This window comes from Pseudomonas pisciculturae (assembly GCF_015461805.1).
In the GTDB taxonomy this organism is placed as follows: domain Bacteria; phylum Pseudomonadota; class Gammaproteobacteria; order Pseudomonadales; family Pseudomonadaceae; genus Aquipseudomonas; species Aquipseudomonas pisciculturae.
The window spans coordinates 238,718-257,833 of sequence record NZ_JACVZE010000005.1; the positions used below are offsets into that span (position 1 = coordinate 238,718).

At 62.0% G+C, this 19,116-nt stretch carries 20 protein-coding genes; 5 read left to right on the forward strand and 15 right to left on the reverse strand.

The window, feature by feature from the left end; genetic code table 11:
- The first annotated feature begins 78 nt into the window (after nucleotides 1–78).
- Nucleotides 79–390 carry a hypothetical protein gene (locus tag ICY20_RS15595; protein WP_159962658.1) on the forward strand — a complete coding sequence of 104 codons (312 nt, stop codon included), beginning with the start codon at nucleotides 79–81 and terminating at the stop codon, nucleotides 388–390.
- Between the two features lie 5 nt (nucleotides 391–395).
- Here ICY20_RS15595 and ICY20_RS15600 read toward each other — a convergent pair whose 3' ends face one another.
- From ICY20_RS15600 to ICY20_RS15635, 8 genes are all read right to left on the reverse strand, one after another.
- Entirely contained in the window at nucleotides 396–1,640 is a 1,245-nt protein-coding gene (locus tag ICY20_RS15600) for an OprD family porin (protein ID WP_159962659.1), read from the reverse strand.
- Nucleotides 1,641–1,718: 78 nt separating this feature from the next.
- Nucleotides 1,719–3,104: a tripartite tricarboxylate transporter permease gene (locus tag ICY20_RS15605; RefSeq protein WP_194937906.1), complete on the reverse strand. Its 1,386-nt coding sequence runs from the start codon at nucleotides 3,102–3,104 to the stop codon at nucleotides 1,719–1,721.
- Entirely contained in the window at nucleotides 3,104–3,589 is a 486-nt protein-coding gene (locus ICY20_RS15610) for a hypothetical protein (RefSeq protein WP_194937907.1), read from the reverse strand. The genes ICY20_RS15605 and ICY20_RS15610 overlap by 1 nt, the downstream gene beginning before the upstream one ends.
- 51 nt (nucleotides 3,590–3,640) lie before the next feature.
- Nucleotides 3,641–4,036, reverse strand: coding sequence for a hotdog family protein (locus tag ICY20_RS15615; protein WP_194937908.1), 396 nt, complete (start codon nucleotides 4,034–4,036; stop codon nucleotides 3,641–3,643).
- A gap of 2 nt (nucleotides 4,037–4,038) precedes the next feature.
- Nucleotides 4,039–4,494 carry an FAS1-like dehydratase domain-containing protein gene (locus tag ICY20_RS15620; RefSeq protein ID WP_159962663.1) on the reverse strand — a complete coding sequence of 152 codons (456 nt, stop codon included), beginning with the start codon at nucleotides 4,492–4,494 and terminating at the stop codon, nucleotides 4,039–4,041.
- A complete protein-coding gene (locus ICY20_RS15625) occupies nucleotides 4,491–5,717 on the reverse strand; it encodes a CaiB/BaiF CoA transferase family protein (RefSeq protein WP_159962664.1) in 1,227 nt (408 codons plus the stop codon). Before ICY20_RS15625 ends, ICY20_RS15620 begins: the two co-directional genes overlap by 4 nt.
- Before the next feature lie 17 nt (nucleotides 5,718–5,734).
- Entirely contained in the window at nucleotides 5,735–6,631 is an 897-nt protein-coding gene (locus ICY20_RS15630; RefSeq protein ID WP_159962665.1) for a hydroxymethylglutaryl-CoA lyase, read from the reverse strand.
- Between the two features lie 2 nt (nucleotides 6,632–6,633).
- A complete protein-coding gene (locus ICY20_RS15635) occupies nucleotides 6,634–7,920 on the reverse strand; it encodes a hydroxymethylglutaryl-CoA reductase, degradative (RefSeq protein WP_194937909.1) in 1,287 nt (428 codons plus the stop codon).
- A gap of 135 nt (nucleotides 7,921–8,055) precedes the next feature.
- On the opposite strand from ICY20_RS15635, the gene ICY20_RS15640 reads away from it, so the two are divergent.
- The gene (locus ICY20_RS15640) at nucleotides 8,056–9,432 is read left to right on the forward strand and encodes an aminotransferase-like domain-containing protein (RefSeq protein WP_159962667.1); all 1,377 of its coding nucleotides are present in this window, start codon (nucleotides 8,056–8,058) and stop codon (nucleotides 9,430–9,432) included.
- A gap of 225 nt (nucleotides 9,433–9,657) precedes the next feature.
- On the opposite strand, the gene ICY20_RS15645 is transcribed toward ICY20_RS15640, so the two are convergent.
- Nucleotides 9,658–10,725 (reverse strand): NAD(P)-dependent alcohol dehydrogenase, encoded by a 1,068-nt coding sequence (locus tag ICY20_RS15645; protein WP_194937910.1) that lies wholly within the window; start codon nucleotides 10,723–10,725, stop codon nucleotides 9,658–9,660.
- A gap of 147 nt (nucleotides 10,726–10,872) precedes the next feature.
- On the opposite strand from ICY20_RS15645, the gene ICY20_RS15650 reads away from it, so the two are divergent.
- A complete protein-coding gene (locus ICY20_RS15650) occupies nucleotides 10,873–11,691 on the forward strand; it encodes an alpha/beta fold hydrolase (RefSeq protein ID WP_122486415.1) in 819 nt (272 codons plus the stop codon).
- Nucleotides 11,692–11,739: 48 nt separating this feature from the next.
- Here ICY20_RS15650 and ICY20_RS15655 read toward each other — a convergent pair whose 3' ends face one another.
- The 3 genes from ICY20_RS15655 to ICY20_RS15665 all read right to left on the reverse strand — a co-directional run bounded on the left by ICY20_RS15655 (nucleotide 11,740) and on the right by ICY20_RS15665 (nucleotide 14,116).
- Nucleotides 11,740–12,126, reverse strand: a complete 387-nt coding sequence (locus ICY20_RS15655; protein ID WP_159962669.1) for a DoxX family protein — start codon at nucleotides 12,124–12,126, stop codon at nucleotides 11,740–11,742.
- A gap of 54 nt (nucleotides 12,127–12,180) precedes the next feature.
- Nucleotides 12,181–13,164: an MBL fold metallo-hydrolase gene (locus ICY20_RS15660; RefSeq protein ID WP_159962670.1), complete on the reverse strand. Its 984-nt coding sequence runs from the start codon at nucleotides 13,162–13,164 to the stop codon at nucleotides 12,181–12,183.
- A 76-nt stretch (nucleotides 13,165–13,240) separates the two neighbouring features.
- Nucleotides 13,241–14,116, reverse strand: a complete 876-nt coding sequence (locus ICY20_RS15665) for a LysR family transcriptional regulator (RefSeq protein ID WP_194937911.1) — start codon at nucleotides 14,114–14,116, stop codon at nucleotides 13,241–13,243.
- Nucleotides 14,117–14,228: 112 nt separating this feature from the next.
- Here ICY20_RS15665 and ICY20_RS15670 point away from each other — a divergent pair, with 112 nt between their 5' ends.
- A complete protein-coding gene (locus tag ICY20_RS15670; RefSeq protein WP_194937912.1) occupies nucleotides 14,229–15,461 on the forward strand; it encodes a YbfB/YjiJ family MFS transporter in 1,233 nt (410 codons plus the stop codon).
- The gene (locus ICY20_RS15675) at nucleotides 15,458–16,444 is read left to right on the forward strand and encodes an NAD(P)H-quinone oxidoreductase (RefSeq protein WP_194937913.1); all 987 of its coding nucleotides are present in this window, start codon (nucleotides 15,458–15,460) and stop codon (nucleotides 16,442–16,444) included. The genes ICY20_RS15670 and ICY20_RS15675 overlap by 4 nt, the downstream gene beginning before the upstream one ends.
- Before the next feature lie 115 nt (nucleotides 16,445–16,559).
- Here the strand turns inward: ICY20_RS15675 and ICY20_RS15680 are convergent, their stop codons facing one another.
- The 3 genes from ICY20_RS15680 to ICY20_RS15690 form a co-directional block, all read right to left on the reverse strand.
- The gene (locus ICY20_RS15680; RefSeq protein WP_194937914.1) at nucleotides 16,560–17,681 is read right to left on the reverse strand and encodes an alkene reductase; all 1,122 of its coding nucleotides are present in this window, start codon (nucleotides 17,679–17,681) and stop codon (nucleotides 16,560–16,562) included.
- A 79-nt stretch (nucleotides 17,682–17,760) separates the two neighbouring features.
- The gene (locus tag ICY20_RS15685) at nucleotides 17,761–18,438 is read right to left on the reverse strand and encodes a type 1 glutamine amidotransferase domain-containing protein (RefSeq protein WP_194937915.1); all 678 of its coding nucleotides are present in this window, start codon (nucleotides 18,436–18,438) and stop codon (nucleotides 17,761–17,763) included.
- Nucleotides 18,435–19,064, reverse strand: a complete 630-nt coding sequence (locus tag ICY20_RS15690) for a TetR/AcrR family transcriptional regulator (RefSeq protein ID WP_194937916.1) — start codon at nucleotides 19,062–19,064, stop codon at nucleotides 18,435–18,437. Before ICY20_RS15690 ends, ICY20_RS15685 begins: the two co-directional genes overlap by 4 nt.
- Between the last annotated feature and the right edge of the window lie 52 nt (nucleotides 19,065–19,116).

Consider the following 19,116-nt stretch of genomic DNA (forward strand, 5'->3'; position numbering starts at 1 on the left):
TCACGGTGACGAGAAGCCCGCTGCACTACACTTTCACGCCATACCGGCCCACTCCCTCGGGCCCGCCAGGAGGCCCCGATGAAGCGGTTACCCACCCTTGCCAGCCTGTTGCTGTGCAGCGTCCTACCCTTGTTTGCCCATGCCGACAAGGCCGCAAGCACCTGCACCGAAGTCTCGGTGGATGGCTACAAGGCACCCGACTATGGGTGCCTGAGCCAGCAGATGGGCAGCGATACGAATGCGACCAAGGCCGCGAAGAAAAACCGTGAGGCGCAGATGATTCCCGTGGACAAGCGCGCACCCAACGCCGTGGGGTTATCCACCCCCGCCGCTACCAGTGTGCGCATGGGCAATACGTTCGGCACCTCGGTGAAGCCGCAGCGGCCGTGAGTCCCCTACAACAGCGACAACGGGTAACTGATGATCACGCGGTTTTCATCAAACTCATTGGTGCTGAAGTCGCGGCGCAACGTGGAGTTGCGCCACCGCACATTCAGGTTCTTGGCGGGCCCGCTCTGCACCACATAGGCCAATTCAGACTCGCGGCCCCACTCCTCGCCATCGGTGATCGTGCCGACATGGGCATTGCTGCCCCGGATATAGCGCGTCATCAAGGTCAGCCCCGGCAGGCCCTGGGCGGCGAAGTCGTAGTCGTAGCGCAGTTGCCAGGACCGCTCCTTGGCCGCGTCGTAGCTGGAGTTGTAGCTGTCATTGGCCAAACTGGTACCCGCGGTGCCGTTGACGCGCATCCACCCGTTGTCACCAGACAATCGCTGCAGGCCGACGTAGACCGTATGCGCGCCAGTCCTGGCCGAGAGCATGGCCGACAGGGCGCGGTTTTCCAGGTTGCCGGCCAGGGCCTTGCCATTCTCCTCACCCGAGAAGTACCCGAGGTTGGCACCCAACACCCAGCCGCCCACAGGCTGACTGTGGGTCAGATTGAAAAAGCGCTGCTGGTAGATGTCCGCCAACTCTGAATACCAGACACCGACCTGGGTTTTCTTGTCGTTGAATTGATATTCGCCGCCGCCAAAGTTGAAACGGTCGGAGGTGGCATCGGGGCGACCGCCCATGAACATGTCCTCCATGCTCGCATCGTTACGCGGGCTGTTGGCTCGGAACTGGCCGCCATACAGGGTCAGGCCGCTGATTTCTCGGGAGGTGACCTGTGCGCCGCGAAAGGTCTGGGTCAGCGAGCGGCCGTCGTCCGAGCGCAGTACCGGCAACGCCGGCGCCCATTCACCGGCCTTGAGTTCGGTGTTCGACAGCTTGGCCTTGAGGGCCACCCCAAGTCGGCCAAAATCATCCGCTGGGCGCCCGTCGTCATGCACCGGCAGCAACTGGGTGTTGGCAGTGCCCTTGCCGCCATCGAGCTTCACCGAGTACAGCCCCAGCACGTCCACACCAAAGCCCACCAGACCTTCGGTGTAGCCCGAGCGGGCATCGAGGATAAAGCTCTGGGTCCACTCCTCGGCCTTGGCCTGAGGGTAATTGCCGTTGACGAAGTTGCGGTTCAGATAAAAGTTGCGCAGGTTCAGCGAGGCCTTGCTGTCGTCCAGAAAGCCCTCAGCATGGCTGCTGCCGGCGGTAAGGGCCAGGCACGTGAGTACGACCGGGTTGGAGCGCAAAAGGATCTTCATTTTTATTATTCCTTTTTGGGAGGCGAACGCCTCCCGTCGCAGATAACGGGTATCCGCTGGCTTGAGGGGTAAAAAGGTTTAGTTACCGGTCAACGCAATGATCGCGGGTACCGTGAGTACCGCCGTGTAGTAGCCCATGAACTGCACGCCGATATTGAAACCGAGGAAGCGTGCGAGAAACCCGCCGAGCAGGCCGATGGTGACAATCACCATCAACCCCAGCAGCCCGCCTTCCCAGATACCGATCACCAGCACCAGACCGATAAAGGTCGCGATCACCGCTTCATGGCTGATCTTGCGCACCACGAACGCCGCCGCGCCGTGGGCAAAATTCATGGTGAACGGGTACGCCACCAGGATCGCCACGATCACTGCCAGCATGCCGTAGCCGAGGAACTCCCAAGTGTTGAGCAGGTTATGCAGGTTATTGATTTCGCCGGTGGCGTTGTCGACGAAAAAGCGCGGCGGCGCATTGAACAACGGCGCAGCCGGGCCGGCGGCTACCGGGCTTAGTGGCAAGCCGAACGCCATCAACGGGATCAGGGTTTCAGCGATATAGGTGGACTCGGTCACGCCATTACGGGCCGTGATCACCGTGGTCAGGCGGTCATAGGCATGCTTGATCCGCGAACCGATCACTTCACCTATGATCACCGTCATCGCCACCGGACTGAACACAAACGTCGCGCTGGAAACACTGGCCGCCATGGCCGTCACCCGCACCTGACGCGGGTTGATGACCTTGAACGGGTTGGGGAAGTAGCCACTCCAGCCCTTCACGTCCGGCGCCAGGGAAAACACCCGGTACTGGTCTCGGCGCATGCGTTGGCGCTCGCCGGGAGCCAGCAGGGAAAACAGCGAGGCAATCAACGGCGCCACCGCGATACCGAGGAAGTAACTCACCGACAATTTGACCCCGTACTGCCCGGTCAACGCTTGCAGCGCCACGATCACCACCACAAACGGCACCAGGGCCAGTACCGCCGCCCAACGGCCAGCGGAGAAGTAAGCGATGGTGAACGCGGCGCACAGGAATACCCACGGCGCGAACTGCTTGATCACTGCGCCGAACGGCGCCAGCAACACCGCGAACAACACCGACAACGGCACCGCGATCAACGCCGCCACCGCCCCACCGGAGATCATCTTGCGCAGGGCGATATGCGGTACACCGAGCTTGCGCAGGTAATTGGCATCCCCCAGCAGCGCGGTGGCAGAGGTATCGCCGGGGATCCCCAGCAGCGCAGTGGGCACTGCGTGTGTCATGTGCTTGGCCACAGCGCCGGCGAGAAAGAACGTGAGCACCCCGGCCGGCGGTGCACCGAGCAGCACCACCAACAGGGTCAGCGGTGCCAGCGTGGTGGTTTCATCCGTGCCGGAGACCAGGCCAATGGCAGCAAACACCACCGCGCCCAGCAACCCCAGGGCGAAGGCCATCATGATTTCGTGCAGTAAGACCTCCATCACCCGCGCCCTCCGCTGAGGCTGGCGGTCAGTGTCGGTTGCGGCGTTTCCTGGGCACGCTCCTCACGGGCTTGCGCCTCGCGAAACAGCTCATACAGCTCCAGCTCACGCAGCTCGGCAATCACCTCGGGCGACAAGTCTTCCAGGCGCCCGAGGGTGCCGTATTCCTTGAGCAGGTCGGCCACCACCTGTTCACGAAAGCCCTGGTCGGCGACGTTTTCTTGCACGTCACGCTTGGGCGCAAAGAGCTTGGCGCTGATCGCACCACCGGCCAGGCAGCCGAGGATGCCGATCAACATCGCATAGGCCCGGGCCATCTGCGCCGACTCCACCAGATAGTGCAGCAGATAATGCGCCGCAAAATACGCGCCGAGGCTGACCACCGCGCCGATGCCGATGGACAGCGCCAGGTCGCGTGCATCGATGGTGTCGCCCCAGACCTCGTACAGGTGTTGCTCTTTCGGCGGTAAGAGAGGTTGTTGCATGGTGCCCTCCGGCCCTTTCGGGCTTGTTGTTTTTATGTGGGGGTAAAGCAATCAGGCGCGATGAACCTTGGCGCGCCCCACCGTGGTGGGCTGGCCGTGTTGATTGACGATGCGCAGGCTCAAGGTGATATGGGACGCTTCGATCGACTCGATCTCACCGCAGGCCGTCAGCACATCGCCGACATAAGCTGCACGGCGGTTGCTGTACTCGAATGCCAGCAGTTCATCGCCGGCGTCCATCCAGTCGTAGAGCAATTGAGTCAGCCAATCGCCTTGCAATGGGCCGTCCACCAACAGCGCCGGGTGCCCTTCGCCGTCTTGGGCGTAAGGCAGGTCGTAGTGGATGCGATGGGCGTTCCAGATTGCCGCGTTGTACAGGAACAACTGCACGGTACCCGGGGTGTACTGGCGCTCAGGCAAGGCCTGGCCCACTTCAACAATGGCCATGATTACCTCGCTATCCGGGTCAGGTGTTCGATCACCAGCGGTTCGCCGGCGTCGTTTTCAAAACGGTTTTCGAACACCAGGAAAATCAACGGCCCGTCGCTGCCCTGTTTTTCGTGAATGTCCACCAGGCTTTGGCGGCACACCAGCACGTCGCCGGGATAGATGCGCCCGTGCACCTGGTAGCGGCTACCTCCGGCCAGAATGCGCTTGAGGGGCAGTTGGGGCAGCAGTGGGTTGTCGGGGCAATGGCCGTCTTCGCGCAGTTGGTCGAGGGGCAGCACCGGCATCAGCACGCTGAACAGGAACATCAACGGCGCCTCGTCACCGGCCAGGAATCGCGCCTGGCGCTGCCCCGTGGCGACTGCGTACTTACGGATATCGTTGCGGCTGACTTCAAAGCGCACCGGCGGCAAGGCCAGGCCAATGCAGGCTTTGATCGGTGCGGTGAGCAGGCTCAAATCACACCTCGCGCGACCAGGTCGTCATATTGGCTTTGATCCAGGCCCAGCCATTCGCGGTAGATCGACTGGTTGTGCTGGCCGACACCCGGCGCGCTGGCGCCCTTCTCCAGGGTGCCGCCAGACAGCTTGACCGGGTTGCCGAACACCTCGAAATGCGCGCCCTGGCATTCGACACTGACCACCATGTCTCGCTCGCGCACGTGGGGGTCGGTGACCACTTCGTCCATGCTTTTGATCGGCGACAGCGGGAAGCGGTCGCCGGTCAGGGCTTCCAGTTCAGCCTTGGTGTAGGCCGCGCACCACCCTTCGACGATGGGTTTGACGCGCCGCAGGTAGGTGGCCTGCTCGAAGCGCTTGGCCATGGTGTCCAGTTCCGGGTCTGTGGCCCATTGAGGCTCGCCGAACGCCTGGCAAGCCTCGCGCCAGAACTTGTCGGTGTAGGCACCGAAAAACACGAAGCCGTCCTTGCAGGCGTAGCGGCCGTAGGGTTTGACGAAGGGATGCCCATTGCCGGTGGGGCCGACCACTTCACCGGTTTCGGTGTAGGTGACCAGGGCGTTTTCGGTCAGGGAGATGATCGAATCCTGCTGGGACACGTCCACCAGTTGCCCCTGGCCGCTGCGTTCGGCCTCGCGCAGCGCGCCGAGAGTGCCGATGGCCGCATACAGCGCTGCCGACAGGTCACCCAAAACCGTGCCGACGCGCATCGGCTCCTCCACCGTGCCATTCATCGACCACAGCCCACCGGACGCCTGGGCACTGCTGTCGAACGCCGGGCGTGATGAGTTGGGCCCGTGCTGGCCAAAGCCACTGATGGCGGTGAACACCAGCGCCGGATTGACCGCTTTCAACACCTTGTAGCCCAGGCCGAGCTTGTCCATGGTGCCGGGGCGAAAGTTCTCGATGACGATATCGGCCTTGCGCACCATCTGCAGGAACGTGGCCTTGCCGTCCGGGTGCTTGAGGTCCAGGCACACCGCCTGTTTATTGCGGTTGAACTGGGCAAAAAAGCCGCTGACCGGCGTCTCGGCGCTGCGGCTCATGGGCGGGAATTCGCGGGTCAGGTCCGGGTCGTTGGGGTGCTCGATCTTGATCACGTTGGCGCCCATGTCCGCCAGCAGCATGGCGCAATACGGGCCGGCGACGACGCGGGTCAGGTCAAGAATGGTCACGCCCTTGAGCGGGCCGAAGCTGGCCAAGGTGTCGGTAAGAGGGCTCATGGTGTCTCCGCTTATTGTTATTGGATGCGTGCGCGCAATGCCTTGGCGACCCGCGATTCACCGCTGCGTTGCAGCTGGCTATCAATAAAGACGCCTACCTCGATCAATTTTGCAAGATCGACGCCAGTGGCGATGCCCTGCCCTTCAAACAGATACACCAGCTCCTCAGTGGCAACGTTGCCGGTGGCGCCCGGTGAGTAAGGGCAACCGCCGAGCCCCGACACCGAGCTGTCGAACACTCGCACCCCAGCAAGCCAGGCCGCCTGCACGTTGGCCACGGCCATGCCGTAGGTGTCGTGAAAATGCCCCGCCAACGCACTCAACGGCACCGCATCGGCACAGGCGTCGATCAAGCGTGTAGTCGCGCCAGGCGTGCCGGTGCCAATGGTGTCGCCCAGGCTGATTTCGTAGCAGCCCATGGCATACAGCGCCTGGGTGACTGCCACCACCTGGGCGACGGGGACCGCACCGGTAAACGGACAGCCCAGCACGCAGGACACGTAGCCACGTACCGCAACACCGGCCTCCCGCGCCTTGGCAAGCACCGGCTCGAAACGCGCCAGGCTCTGGGCGATCGAGCAGTTGATGTTTTTTTGCGAGAACGCCTCGGACGCCGCCGCAAACACCGCCACCTCTCGGCAGCCGGCCGCCAGGGCCATGTCCAGGCCTTGCAGATTGGGCACCAGCGCGGTGTAGGTCACGCCGTTGCGTTGGTTGAGCCCGCGCAGCACCGCCGCCGAATCAGCCATCTGCGGCACCCAGCGCGGCGACACGAATGCTCCCGCTTCGATAGTGCGCAAACCGGCATCGGCCAAGCGCTCTACCAGGGCCACACGTGTTTCCACGGGCAGGCAACGGGCTTCGTTCTGCAGACCGTCCCGTGCGCCGACCTCTACCAGCCTGACGGCGTCCATGCTCACTGGCCGCGCTTGTCGAGCAACAACGCACGCGCACTGTCGGCACGCACGTCATGGGTGGCGACCATGCGTTCCACCAACCACTGCACCTCATCACCGCAAGCACCGGCCGACAGCGCCACATTGCGCGCATGCAATGCCATATGCCCACGCTGGATACCTTCGGTGGCCAGGGCCCGCAGCGCGCCGAGGTTTTGCGCAAGGCCCACGGCGACGGCGATCTCGCCCAGCTCCTGGGCGGTTTTCACCCCAAGGATGCGCAGCGACAACTGCGCCAGTGGATGGGTTTTGGTCGCGCCGCCCACAAGGCCCAGCGGCATCGGCATTTCCAGGGTGCCCACCAAGTGGCCCTGGCTGTCTTTTTCCCAGGTGGTCAGCGACCCATAGTGGCCGCTGCGACAGGCATAGGCATGGGCGCCGGCTTCAACGGCGCGCCAGTCGTTGCCGGTGGCAACCACCAGCGGGTCGATGCCGTTCATGATGCCTTTGTTGTGGGTGGCGGCGCGGTACGGGTCGATAGCCGCAAAGGTGTAGGCGTCGATCACGCCTTCGATCACCTCTTCACCGCTGTACTCCGCCGTGGCCAGGTGTTCCGGGGCGATACGCAGTTGGGCGCGGCACAGGCGCAGGTCTGCCAGGTTGGACAGAATGCGCAGGCGCACCTTGCCACCGGTGAGGCGCTCCATCAGCGGCGCCACGGCTTCGGCCATGGTGTTGACGGTGTTGGCGCCCATGGCGTCGCGCACATCGACAATCAGGTGCGCCACCAGCATCGGCCCGCGAGGGCTGTCGGCAAAGGTGTGTACTTCGATGTCGCGGCAGCCGCCGCCGAGGGTGTTCAGCAGTTGGTCCTTGCTGTTGGCCAGGGCGATGATTTCGTCCTTGTTGCGCAGCAAACTCAGTCGCGCATTGAACGGGTCGCTGATGCCGATGATCTGCACTTGCGCACGCATCAACGGTGCGCTGCTTGAGGTCTGGAAGCCGCCGGTCGGGCGAGTCAACTTGGCCATGAACGACGCGGCCGCGACCACCGAGGGCTCTTCGACCACTAGCGGGATCACCACATCGCGGCCGTTGATGCGGAAGTTGCTCGCCACCGCATAGGGCAATTCGAATTTGCCGATGACGTTTTCGATCATGCCGTCGGCGATTTCCAACGGCAACGCACCGGCATCACGCAACAGCGCCACGTCTTCATTACTCAGGCCGAGCAAGGGTTGCAGGTGTTCGAGACGCTGGCTGGGGGACAGGCTGCGGAAGTTGGGCAAGCGGGAATCGATGGACATTCGGGAGCTCCTCAAGGAGTCATTTGTTATTGGATGCCGCCAAATTGCCCCATCTGTAGCCTTGAAAGAAGGTACAGTTTTGCCGGACAGTTCACTGAACTGTACCCATAACAAAAACTCACGAGGAATTGCAGCATGTCGCGCCCGACCCTCGCGCACCAGGTGGCCAGTGCCATTGCCCAGCAGATCACCGATGGCGCCCTCAAGGCTGGCGAGAAGCTGCCGTCACTGCGCGAATACATGCGCCTGCATGGTCATTCGAAAAACACGGTGATTACCGCCTACGAGCACCTGGCCGCCGACGGGCTGGTGGAGGCGCGCCATGGCCAGGGCTTTTTCGTGATCAAACGCGTCGCCCACACCAGCGAAGACGAAGACAGCCTGCCGTACAACCGCGCACTGGATACGATCTGGATGATGCGCCAACAATTTGTGCGCGACCCAGGCCATTCCCACCTTGGTGAAGGCTTCCCGCCGGTGGAATGGCTGATGGACATGCGCCTGGACAAATTCCACCGCCAAGTGGTGCGCGCCGGGGTCACTACGCTGTTTCGCTACGGTACCCGCCTGGGCAATGCCGGGTTGCGTGCTCGGTTGGTGCAAAAACTCGCCGACTACGCGCTGCCTGTCTCCCCCCGGCAACTGGTGACCACCCTGGGCGCCAATCACGCCATGGACCTGATCATCCGGCGCTACCTCAACCCCGGCGACCCGGTGCTGGTGGAAGACCCCGGTTACTACCCGTTGTTCGGCAAACTGCAATTGCAAGGTGCACGCATGCTGGGTGTACCCCGCGAGCCCGATGGCCCGGACCTGCAAGCGCTGGAGCAACTGATCAAGGCCCATCGCCCGCGTTTGTTCTTCTTGCAGTCCATCGGTCATAACCCCACCGGCTCAGACCTGTCGCCGGCCAAGGCGCACCAACTGCTGCGTATTGCCGAGACCTACGACCTGCTGCTGGTGGAGAACGACGCGATGGCAGACTTCAAGCCCAGTTCGGCGATCAAGCTGTCAGCCCTCGACCAACTCAACCGCACCCTGTACGTGGGCAGTTTTTCCAAATCGGTGTCCGCGGCCCTGCGCGTGGGGTTTATCGCCGGCAGCAAGCAGCGCGTCGAAGAGCTGGCGGATATCAAGATGATCCTGCACAACAGCGGCGCCGAATACAGCGAGCGCACCATTGATGTGATCCTGGGCGAGGGGCACTTTTTACGTCATTTGTCGCGCCTGCAAGACCGCCTGCGCCAGGCTACTGCACGCGGTCTCGACCTGCTCGACGAGCTGGGCGCAGAAGTATTTTGTCGCCCGGAGCAGAGCCTGTATTTGTGGGCGCGTTTCCCCAGTATTGAAGACGCCAACACCCTCACCCGCCACTGCCTGACGCAGGGGGTGATGCTGGCGCCAGGGTCGATTTTCTCGACCCAGCCCAAAAATACATCGCCGTGGACGCGGTTGAATGTGGCGTATTTGGATGACCCGGTGTTCTGCCGGATCATTCGCGAGTTGCGATAGCGGTGTTCCAGGCGATGCATATGCTGGCTGAACCACTGCTTTCGCAGGCAAGCCAGCTCCCACATTTTGGACGGTGTCGAGCCTGAGCCCCTTTGCAAACCCAATCCCCTGTGGGAGCGGGCTTGCCCGCGATGGCGGTGTGTCAGGCGATGCATGTGCTGGCCGAACCACCGCATTCGCGAGCAAGCCCGCTCCCACAAAAAAGCAGCCCCCCGCTCACTCAAATCAAGCGGCGCTGCTTTCTCTTTTCAAGCTCTGCATATCAATCACAAATCGATACTTCACATCGCCCTTGAGCATCCGCTCATAGGCCTCGTTGATGCCCTGGATATCAATCATCTCGATGTCCGAGACAATCCCGTGCTTGGCACAGAAGTCCAGCATCTCCTGGGTCTCTTGAATCCCACCGATCAACGACCCCGCAATACTGCGGCGCTTGAAGATCAGGTTGAACACCGCCGGCGACGGGTGCGGGCTGTCGGGTGCACCGACCAGGGTCATGGTGCCGTCGCGCTTGAGCAGGCTGACAAACGCGTCGAGGTTATGCGGCGCGGCGACGGTGTTGAGGATGAAGTCCAGGCTGTTGGCGACCTTGGCCATTTCGTCGGCATTCTTGGACACCACCACGTGGTCGGCGCCCAGGCGCAGGCCGTCTTCGCGTTTGTTGGGTGAGGTGGTGAACAGCGTCACGTGCGCGCCCATGGCATGGGCAATCTTTACTGCCATATGGCCCAGGCCGCCGAGGCCGACCACGCCGACCTTCTTGCCGGGGCCGACGTTCCAGTGGTGCAGCGGTGAATAGGTGGTGATGCCGGCACACAGCAACGGCGCTACGGCCGCCAGGTTGGCGTCGCCGTGGGAGATGCGCAGCACGAACTTCTCCTTGACCACGATGCTGTCCGAATACCCGCCGTAGGTGTTCTCACCGCCAAACATCGGCCCGTTGTAGGTGCCGGTGAAGCCGTTCTCGCAGTATTGCTCCTCGCCCTCGGCGCAGGACGCACAGTGCTGACAGCTGTCGACCATACAGCCCACGCCCGCCAGGTCGCCCACCTTGAAGTTGCGCACATTGGCGCCCACCGCCGTCACGCGGCCGACGATCTCGTGGCCCGGCACCGAGGGATACAGGGTGTTCTGCCATTCATTGCGCACGGTGTGCAAGTCGGAGTGGCAGACGCCGCAAAAAAGAATGTCGATCTGCACGTCATCGGCCCCCGGCGCACGGCGCTCGAAGGTAAAGGGCTTGAGCGAATCCTTGGAGTCCCGAGCGGCGTAGCTGTAAGTCTTGGCCATTTCGTTCACCTGTGTGATCTGACGTAGGAGGTCAGTGGACCAGCATAGACGCTGAACCGTTCAACCGAGCACACCCGTACAAGCCCTTCGTCCGGTTTAACGCAATAGTGGGCTAACGTTCTCTGTCCACTCACGCAGGAGATTTCCATGAGCACATTCGTTGCCAAAGACGGTACCCAGATCTATTTCAAGGACTGGGGCAGCGGTAAGCCCGTGCTGTTCAGCCACGGCTGGCCGCTGGATGCGGACATGTGGGAATACCAGATGGAATACCTGAGCAGCCGCGGCTTTCGCACCATCGCCTTCGACCGCCGTGGCTTTGGCCGCTCGGACCAGCCGTGGACCGGCAACGACTACAACACCTTCGCCGACGATATCGCCCAGTTGATCGAACACCTGGACCTCAAGGACGTGACCCTCGTGGGCTTCTCCATGGGCGGCGGCGACGTGGCCCGCTATATCGCACGCCATGGCAGCGCTCGCGTGGCCGGCCTGGTGCTGCTGGGTGCAGTGACGCCGATTTTCGGCCAGAAACCCGATTACCCCGAAGGTGTGCCGACTGAAGTGTTCGATGGCATCAAGGCCGGCCTGTTGAAGGACCGTGCGCAGTTTATCGCTGACTTCAACACCCCGTTCTTCGGCATCAACAAGGGTCAGGTCGTCTCCGAAGGCACACTGACCCAGACCCTGCAAATCGCGATGCTGGCGTCCCTCAAGTCCACTGTCGATTGCGTCACGGCGTTCTCCGAGACCGACTTCCGCCCGGACATGGCCAAGATCGACGTGCCGACCCTGGTGATCCACGGCGACGGCGACCAGATCGTGCCGTTCGAAACCACCGGCAAAGTCGCTGCTGCCTCGATCAAGGGCGCCGAACTGAAAGTCTACAAAGACGCGCCGCATGGTTTCGCCGTGACTCACGCCCAGGCCTTGAATGAAGACCTGCTGGCATTCCTGAACCGCTGATTCACCCTCTCCTTATTTGGCCGGGCTTGCCCGGCCGTTTTTTTGCGCTCACGAAAACCGCTGACTCAACGCCAGCCGCCCCGGCCCGCCGATCAGCAGCGTGGTGAAGATGATCAACAGCAGCCAGCCGAACTGCGCTTCAAACAGCGTCCATTCCGGGTGCACCACCAACAGCGCAACCAACAACACACTCAGGATCGGCAGGCACGCCAAACGCACCAGCACCCCGGCGATAATCAACAGCGGGCACAGCACCTCGGCAAAAATCGCCAGCAACAGAGTGATATTTGCCCCCAGGTGAAACGGGTCTTCGATCAGCTTGAGTTGCTCGCTGTAGTTGAGCAATTTGGGCAAGCCATGCACCCACAGTAAAAACAACGCCCCGCTGACCCGCAGGAACAGCAGCCCCAGGTCTTGAGTTTTTGATTCGTTCATAAGCGACCTTCACCTGTAGAAACCGCCGGCCAGTGCACGGCGGTAGAAAGCGGTTCAATCAATCAGCGGCACATGCGCAGCGCGCTTGTAAGGGCCGTATTCCACGGGCACCCATTGGAAATGCTTGCCCTCGGTGGCGATATGACCAATACCCGGAAATGGCAGGTGCGCCGCCGTCACCCATATCTTGCTGGCCGCCGCCGCGCTGAATACCGCTTCACGGCTCTTGATCGCTTGCTGGCCATTGACGTCAAAGCCGATGGACACTTCGGGGTGCTCAAACTGCACGGCAAGGTTGTGCACCAAGTCGCCCATAAACAGGATGCTCTGGCCCTGGGAGTTGAAACGGTAGGTCGTACTGCCCGGGGTGTGCCCTGGTTCCTGAGCGGTCTGAACGCCGTCGACCGGCAACTTGCCGGGCTCAAACGTCTTGAAACGACCGGCGGCAATGTAAGGCGCGGTCGAGTCCTGGGCAATCTTGAAAAACCCTTTGGCGGCTTCCGGCGCCTTGGCCAGTGCCTGGGGGTCAAGCCAGTAGTCGGCCTCGGCTTTGGCCGCGTAGACGGTGGCATTGGCGAAAATCGGCTGTTGCTGGCCGTCAACCAGGCCGCACACGTGGTCCAGGTGCAGGTGGGTCAACAAGATCGTATCGACCTGAGAGGGCTCGTAACCAGCGGCTTTCATATTGGCCGAGAGTTGCCCGGCCGTGGCGCCGATGCACTGGCCGGCGCCGGTGTCCACCAGGATCAACTGTTTGCCGGTATTGACCAAAAACGCGTTGAACGCGGTCTGCACGCCCGGCGTTTCAATCGAACGGCGTGCCAGCAGGGCGCGGATCTGGCTTTGGGTCATGCCTTTGAGCAGCTTGGGCGACAGGTCGTTGTAGCCATCGAACAAGGCGGTCACTTCATACTCGCCCACCGCCAGGCGGAAGTAGCCCGGCACTTGGGTGCCGACCTGGGCCGGTGCTGCGGCAAATGCAGTGGCCGTCGCTATCGCCACAGCAAGGCCTACCGCACACGTTAGTTTTCTTGTCATGTTGTCACCCCTTAACCTGCATAAAGAGGGTGATTGTGAGCGCGCCTCGCGGCAGGAAATTGCAAGCCTGTGCTGACTACTCCCCCGTGCCGGCAAACGCCGCGACGATTTCATCGATTACCACCCGTACCCGCGCGGTGTGGCGCAGGTCTGCGTGGGTTACCAGCCAGACGTCATACGGCATGGGCCGGTCGCGCTCCGGCCACAGGCGCACCAGCCCATCGCGCTCACCGGTGTACACCGGGATTTCGCCGATGCCGATACCGGCCGCAATTGAGCGGCGCACCAAGAGGCTGGAGCTCAAGGCCGCAACAATCCGCCCACGCCCCAAGGGTTCACACACCAGCGTCATGTCCTTCTGGCTTTGCAGGTAGGGTTGATAAACCACCAGGTCATGACCTTCAAACAGGCTACCCGGCTCGGGTGTGCCGTGGCGGTCGATATAGGCTTGGGAGGCAAACAACCCCACCGGCCAGCGGGCGATGCGTCGGGCAATCAGGTCGGGGTTGTCGGGGCGTTGGTTGCGCACGGCAATGTCGGCTTCGCGCTTGGCCAGGCTGAGGATCTGGGTAGAGGCGTCCAGTTGTACACGCACATCGGGGTGTTTGGCGTGCAATTGCGCGATGGCCGGGATCAGGAAGTCGATAGCCAGGGAGTCGGTGGTGCTGACGCGCACGGTGCCGGTCAGGCGGTCGTCCAGGCCCTGGATCTGACGTTGCAGATCGAGGGCCGAGTGCTCCATTTTTTCCACCGACAGCAAGGCGGCTTCACCCACGGCGGTGAGCGCGTAGCCCTCGGAGGTGCGCAAGAACAAGGTTGCACTGAGGGATTTTTCCAGGGCGTTGATGCGCCGGCCCACGGTGGCCTGGTCTACCCCCAATACCCGTGCGGCGCCGCGCAATGTGGATTCGCGGCACACCGCGAGGAATACCCGTGCATCGTCCCAATTCATCTTACTCTCCAGTGCTGCACATATGCATCAGCGTGACGACAATTCGCAGCATTATTGCATCACCAAAGCTGGATATGCTGGGCGCCAGAGAAAAATACCCAGGACAGCCATCATGCTCGACACCCATGCTTCACCGCGCAGCCCGATCTGGCTGCCGATTTTCGCCGGCCTCTGTGCCAGCCTGGTCAGTATTGGCCTGGCGCGGTTCGCCTACACGCCGTTGATTCCCACGTTGATCCAGGCCCAGTGGTTTTCCGCCAGTGATGTGGTGTACCTCGGCGCCGCGAACCTGGTGGGTTACCTGATCGGCGCGCTGATCGGCCGGCCCATCGCCCAACGCACCTCCAATAAAACCGCCCTGCGCCTGATGATGGTCGCCGTGACCCTGGCGTTTTTCGCTTGTGGCTTCCCGTTGTCGGTGACCTGGTTCTTCGGCTGGCGCCTGCTGTCGGGCATCGCCGGTGGCGCGATCATGGTGTTGGTGGCCGCGACCGTATTGCCCCATGTGCCGGCGGCGCGCCGGGGCCTGGCCAGTGGCGCGATCTTCCTGGGCATCGGCTTGGGTATCGCAGGTTCCGGCACCATCGTGCCGCCGTTGTTGAGCCTGGGCTTGCAACAGACCTGGTTTGGCCTGGGCCTGTTGGCGCTGGTGTTGACGGCCGCGAGTTGGTTCGCGTGGCCTGCCAGCACACCTCATGAAGCACCGATGCAAGCGGGCGTTTCGGCTCCGACGCCCTCCGGCGTGTACCTGCTGTTTGCGCAATACGCGTTTATGGCGGCGGGCCTGGTGCCAGCGATGGTGTTCCTGGTGGACTACGTAGCCCGCGGCCTGGGTGACGGGGCGCATATCGGCGCGATGATCTGGGTGATGTACGGCCTGGGGTCGATTGTGGGGCCGGTGACCTACGGGTTTCTGGCCGACAAACTCGGTGCCCGCGTGAGTATCCGCGTGGTGCTGGTGGTGCAGGCGCTTGCGGTTGGCCTGCTGCCGTTTGCCGGTTCGTTCACGGCCCTGGCCGTACTGGCGGTGATCCTCGGCTCGTTCCCACCGGGCATTGTGCCGCTGGCTCTGGCGCGGGTGCATGAACTGCTGCCCAACCATCACCAGCAACAAGTCGCATGGAGCCGTGCCACGGTGTCTTTTGCATCATTCCAGGCGCTGTCTGGCTTTGCCTATTCGGCCTTGTTCAACAGCAGCGGCGGGCAGCATGCACTGCTGTTTATGATCGCCGCCGGCGCAATTGTGGTCGCGCTGTTGCTGGAACTGGGCATGCTGATGCTGAACCGCCGACCGTCCGCCACGGTCCCACTCCATACGCTCACCGTTACAGGACTCGCAAAATGACCCTGCCTACCGACATGACCCTGATTGAAATCACCACCCCCGGTGGCCCTGAAGTGCTCAAGCCGCGCCAGGTGCCCGTGCCCTCCCCGGCCGCCGGCGAAATTCTGATTCGCGTGCACGCCGCCGGGGTCAACCGCCCCGATGCGCTGCAACGCGCAGGCAAGTACCCGATGAAACCCGGCATGAGCCCCTACCCCGGCCTGGAAGTGGCCGGTGAAGTGGTAGCGTTGGGCGCAGGCGTGAGCGAATACGCCGTGGGTGACAAGGTTTGCGCCCTGACCAATGGCGGCGGCTACGCACAATATTGCGCGGTGCCCGCCGGCCAGGCGTTGCCGGTTCCCGAGGGTATGGAGTGGATTCAGGCAGCAGCGATCCCGGAAACGTTCTTCACGGTATGGGCCAATTTGTTCAGCATCGGTGGCGCGCACAAGGGCCAGCGTGTGCTGATCCACGGTGGCACCAGCGGTATCGGCACCACCGCACTGATGCTGTGCCGCGAGTTCGGCATCCAAGCGTTTGCCACCGCTGGCAGCGAAGATAAATGCGCGGCCATCCGCGCACTGGGCGCCGAGGCGATCAACTACCGCGAGCAAGACTTCGTCGAGGTCATTGGCGACGGGGGCGTGAATGTGGTCCTCGACATCATGGGTGCCTCGTACCTCAACAATAACCTCAAGGCCCTGGCCATGGACGGGCGCCTGGTGATGCTGGGTTTTCTCGGCGGCGCCAAGGCCAATGAGGTGGACTTGCTGACCATCCTCGGTAAGCGCGCAATCGTCACCGGCTCGCTGTTGCGGGCGCGGACCCAGGATGAGAAAGCCGAGATTGCTGCGCAATTGCGTGAGCATGTTTGGCCGACGCTGTCGGCGGGGCGTTGCTTGCCGATGATCGACCAGGTGTTTGATTACACCGAGGCGGATCAGGCCCATGCGCGGATGGAGGGCGGGGAGCATATTGGCAAGATTGTGTTGCGGGTCAGCTAATCTGAAACTACCACACATCAATTGTGGGAGGGGGCTTGCCCCCGATGAGGGAGCATCAGTTATTGCATCTGTGGCTGATACTCCGCTATCGGGGGCAAGCCCCCTCCCACATTAGTCAGCTGTAGACGGGGTAATCGGTGTAGCCCTGCTCCGAGCCGCCGTACATCCCCTGCGCCTGCAACGGGTTCAATGGCCAGCCGTTGAACAACCGCTGTGGCAAGTCCGGGTTGGCAATGAACGGTCGGCCAAAGGCGATTAAATCCGCCAGCCCGGCTTCAACAAGTTTCGCCCCACGCTCAGCGGTGTAGCGCCCGGCATAGATAACCCGCCCGCTGAAGGTGTCGCGCACGGCACGGCGGAAGGTTTGCGGCAGTTCCGGGGCGTTGTCCCAGTCGGCTTCGGCGATGGAGACGTAGGCGATGCCGGATGCCTCCAGCACTTTGATCGCTTCGATATAAGTGTGGTGAGGGTCTTCTTCCACCAGGCCGATGTAGACGCGGTCTTGGTCGGTGCCGCTAAACAACGGTGAAAAGCGCACACCCAAACGTTGCGGGCCGACGGCGTCACTCACCGCTTCGACGATCTCCCGCAGGAAACGCAGACGGTTGCCCAGAGAGCCACCGTATTCGTCGTCACGCTGGTTGGCGTGGGCCGAGATGAACTGGTTGACCAGGTAACCGTTGGCCGAATGAATTTCCACCCCATCAAACCCAGCGGCTATCGCATTGCGCGCCGCTTCGGCATACAGCCCGACCAACTCCTTGACCTCTCGCGTGCTCAGCGCACGGGGCACCGGCGGTTGCACCAACTCGCCTTCGCCCGGCGCGGTTTCGATGAAGGCCTTGACCTGCTTGGGCTGGATCGCCGACGGCGCAACCGGTGCCGCCCCCTCAGGCTGCAAACCGTGGTGGGACACACGCCCCACATGCCACAACTGGGCAAAGATCACCCCGCCTTCGGCATGCACGGCGTCAGTGACCTTGCGCCAGCCCTCGATCTGGGCGGCGCTGTAGATACCCGGTGTCCATGCGTAACCCTGGCCACGGGGTTCAATCTGCGTGCCTTCACTGACCATGAAACCAGCCGTGGCGCGCTGACGGTAGTACTCAGCCATCAAGTCGGTGGCGATATTGCCCGGTTGAGCGCTGCGCTGGCGAGTCAACGGTGGCAGCACCACACGGTTTTTCAATGTATGAGCACCCAAGTTCACCGGGTTACTTAGAACGTTGTTAGCCATTTGAATATTTCCAAATTCTGGGCGAGCAAAAGCGTTGGCGACTCTTGAGAGTCGCCAAGCCATAACGCGGTTAATTAATTTAAGCGGTGAGTTTCAGCAGGGCTTTGGCGACATCGCTGGAGCTGCCAGGGTTCTGGCCGGTGACCAACAAACCATCGTCGATCACAAAGGATTGCCAATCGGCGCCCTTCTCGTACTTGCCGCCCAACCGTTTGAATTCATCTTCAATCAAAAACGGCACCACATCGGTCAACTCCACGGCGGCTTCTTCCGAATTGGAGAACCCGGTGACACGACGGCCCTTGATCAGTGGCTCGCCGTTGACCGCCTTGACGTGGCGCAAGGCGCCCGGGGCATGGCAGACAAACCCGATGGGTTTACCGGCGCGTTCGAAGGCTTCGATCAGCGCGATGGAGGTCGGCGACTCGGCCAGGTCCCACAGCGGGCCGTGGCCGCCTGGGTAAAACACGGTGTCGAAGTCATCGGCGTTGACCGTGTCCAGCTTGACCGTGTTAGCCAGCGCTTGCTGGGCCGCAGGGTCGGCGGCGAAGCGGTGGGTTTGCTCGGTCTGGAAGTCCGGCAGGTCGCTCACCGGGTCCAGCGGCGGCTGGCCGCCGGCCGGGGATGCCAGCACGATCTGCGCGCCGGCGTCCTTGAAGGCGTAATACGGAGCGGCAAACTCTTCGAGCCAGAAGCCGGTCTTGCGCCCGGTATCGCCAAGCTGGTCGTGAGAGGTCAGTACCATTAATACTTTCATTTTCCAGTGCCTCGATAGGTGTGAGTGACGGTGTGTTCGGGCTGGCCCAACAGGTGCCGGGTCAGCAACAGCGCCTCGTCGAAAGGCGCAGGTGTACGGGTGATCTTGCTCATGACGCTGGCGCCAAGCCATAACGCGTAGAGCTGGTGGGCCAGGTGCTGCGTGCTGTGGGCCAGCAACAACGAGCCATCTTCAACGCCGCGCTGCATCGCCACGGCGAGTAACTCAATGGTGCGCGACGTGCCGCGTTGCAGTGCCTGGCGCATGGGTTCTGAAAGGTCTGACACCTCCGCACCGAGTTTTACCGCAAGGCATTTGCCCGCATCGGTGCAGCCGGTCTGGTTGTCGATCCAACATTGCCAATAACGCATCAACTTGGCCAAGTGGGTTAAACCCGGCTGGTCAAACAGCTGCTGCATGCCTTGCACGTAGTGATCGAAGTAGGTGTCGAGCAGTACGACGCCAAAGGCATCCTTGGAATTGAAGTGGTGATAAAACGAGCCTTTGGGCACGTCGGCGGCTTGAAGGATTTCGTTCAGGCCGACCGCAGAAAACCCTTTGCGACCGACAATCGGCAGTGCGGTCTCCAAAATGATCTGCCGTGCAGTTTTGGTTTCGTTATTCATGTTTCACTCCAAGCGATTAGACCAGTCGGTCTAGTGCGTTGGGTGAATCTTA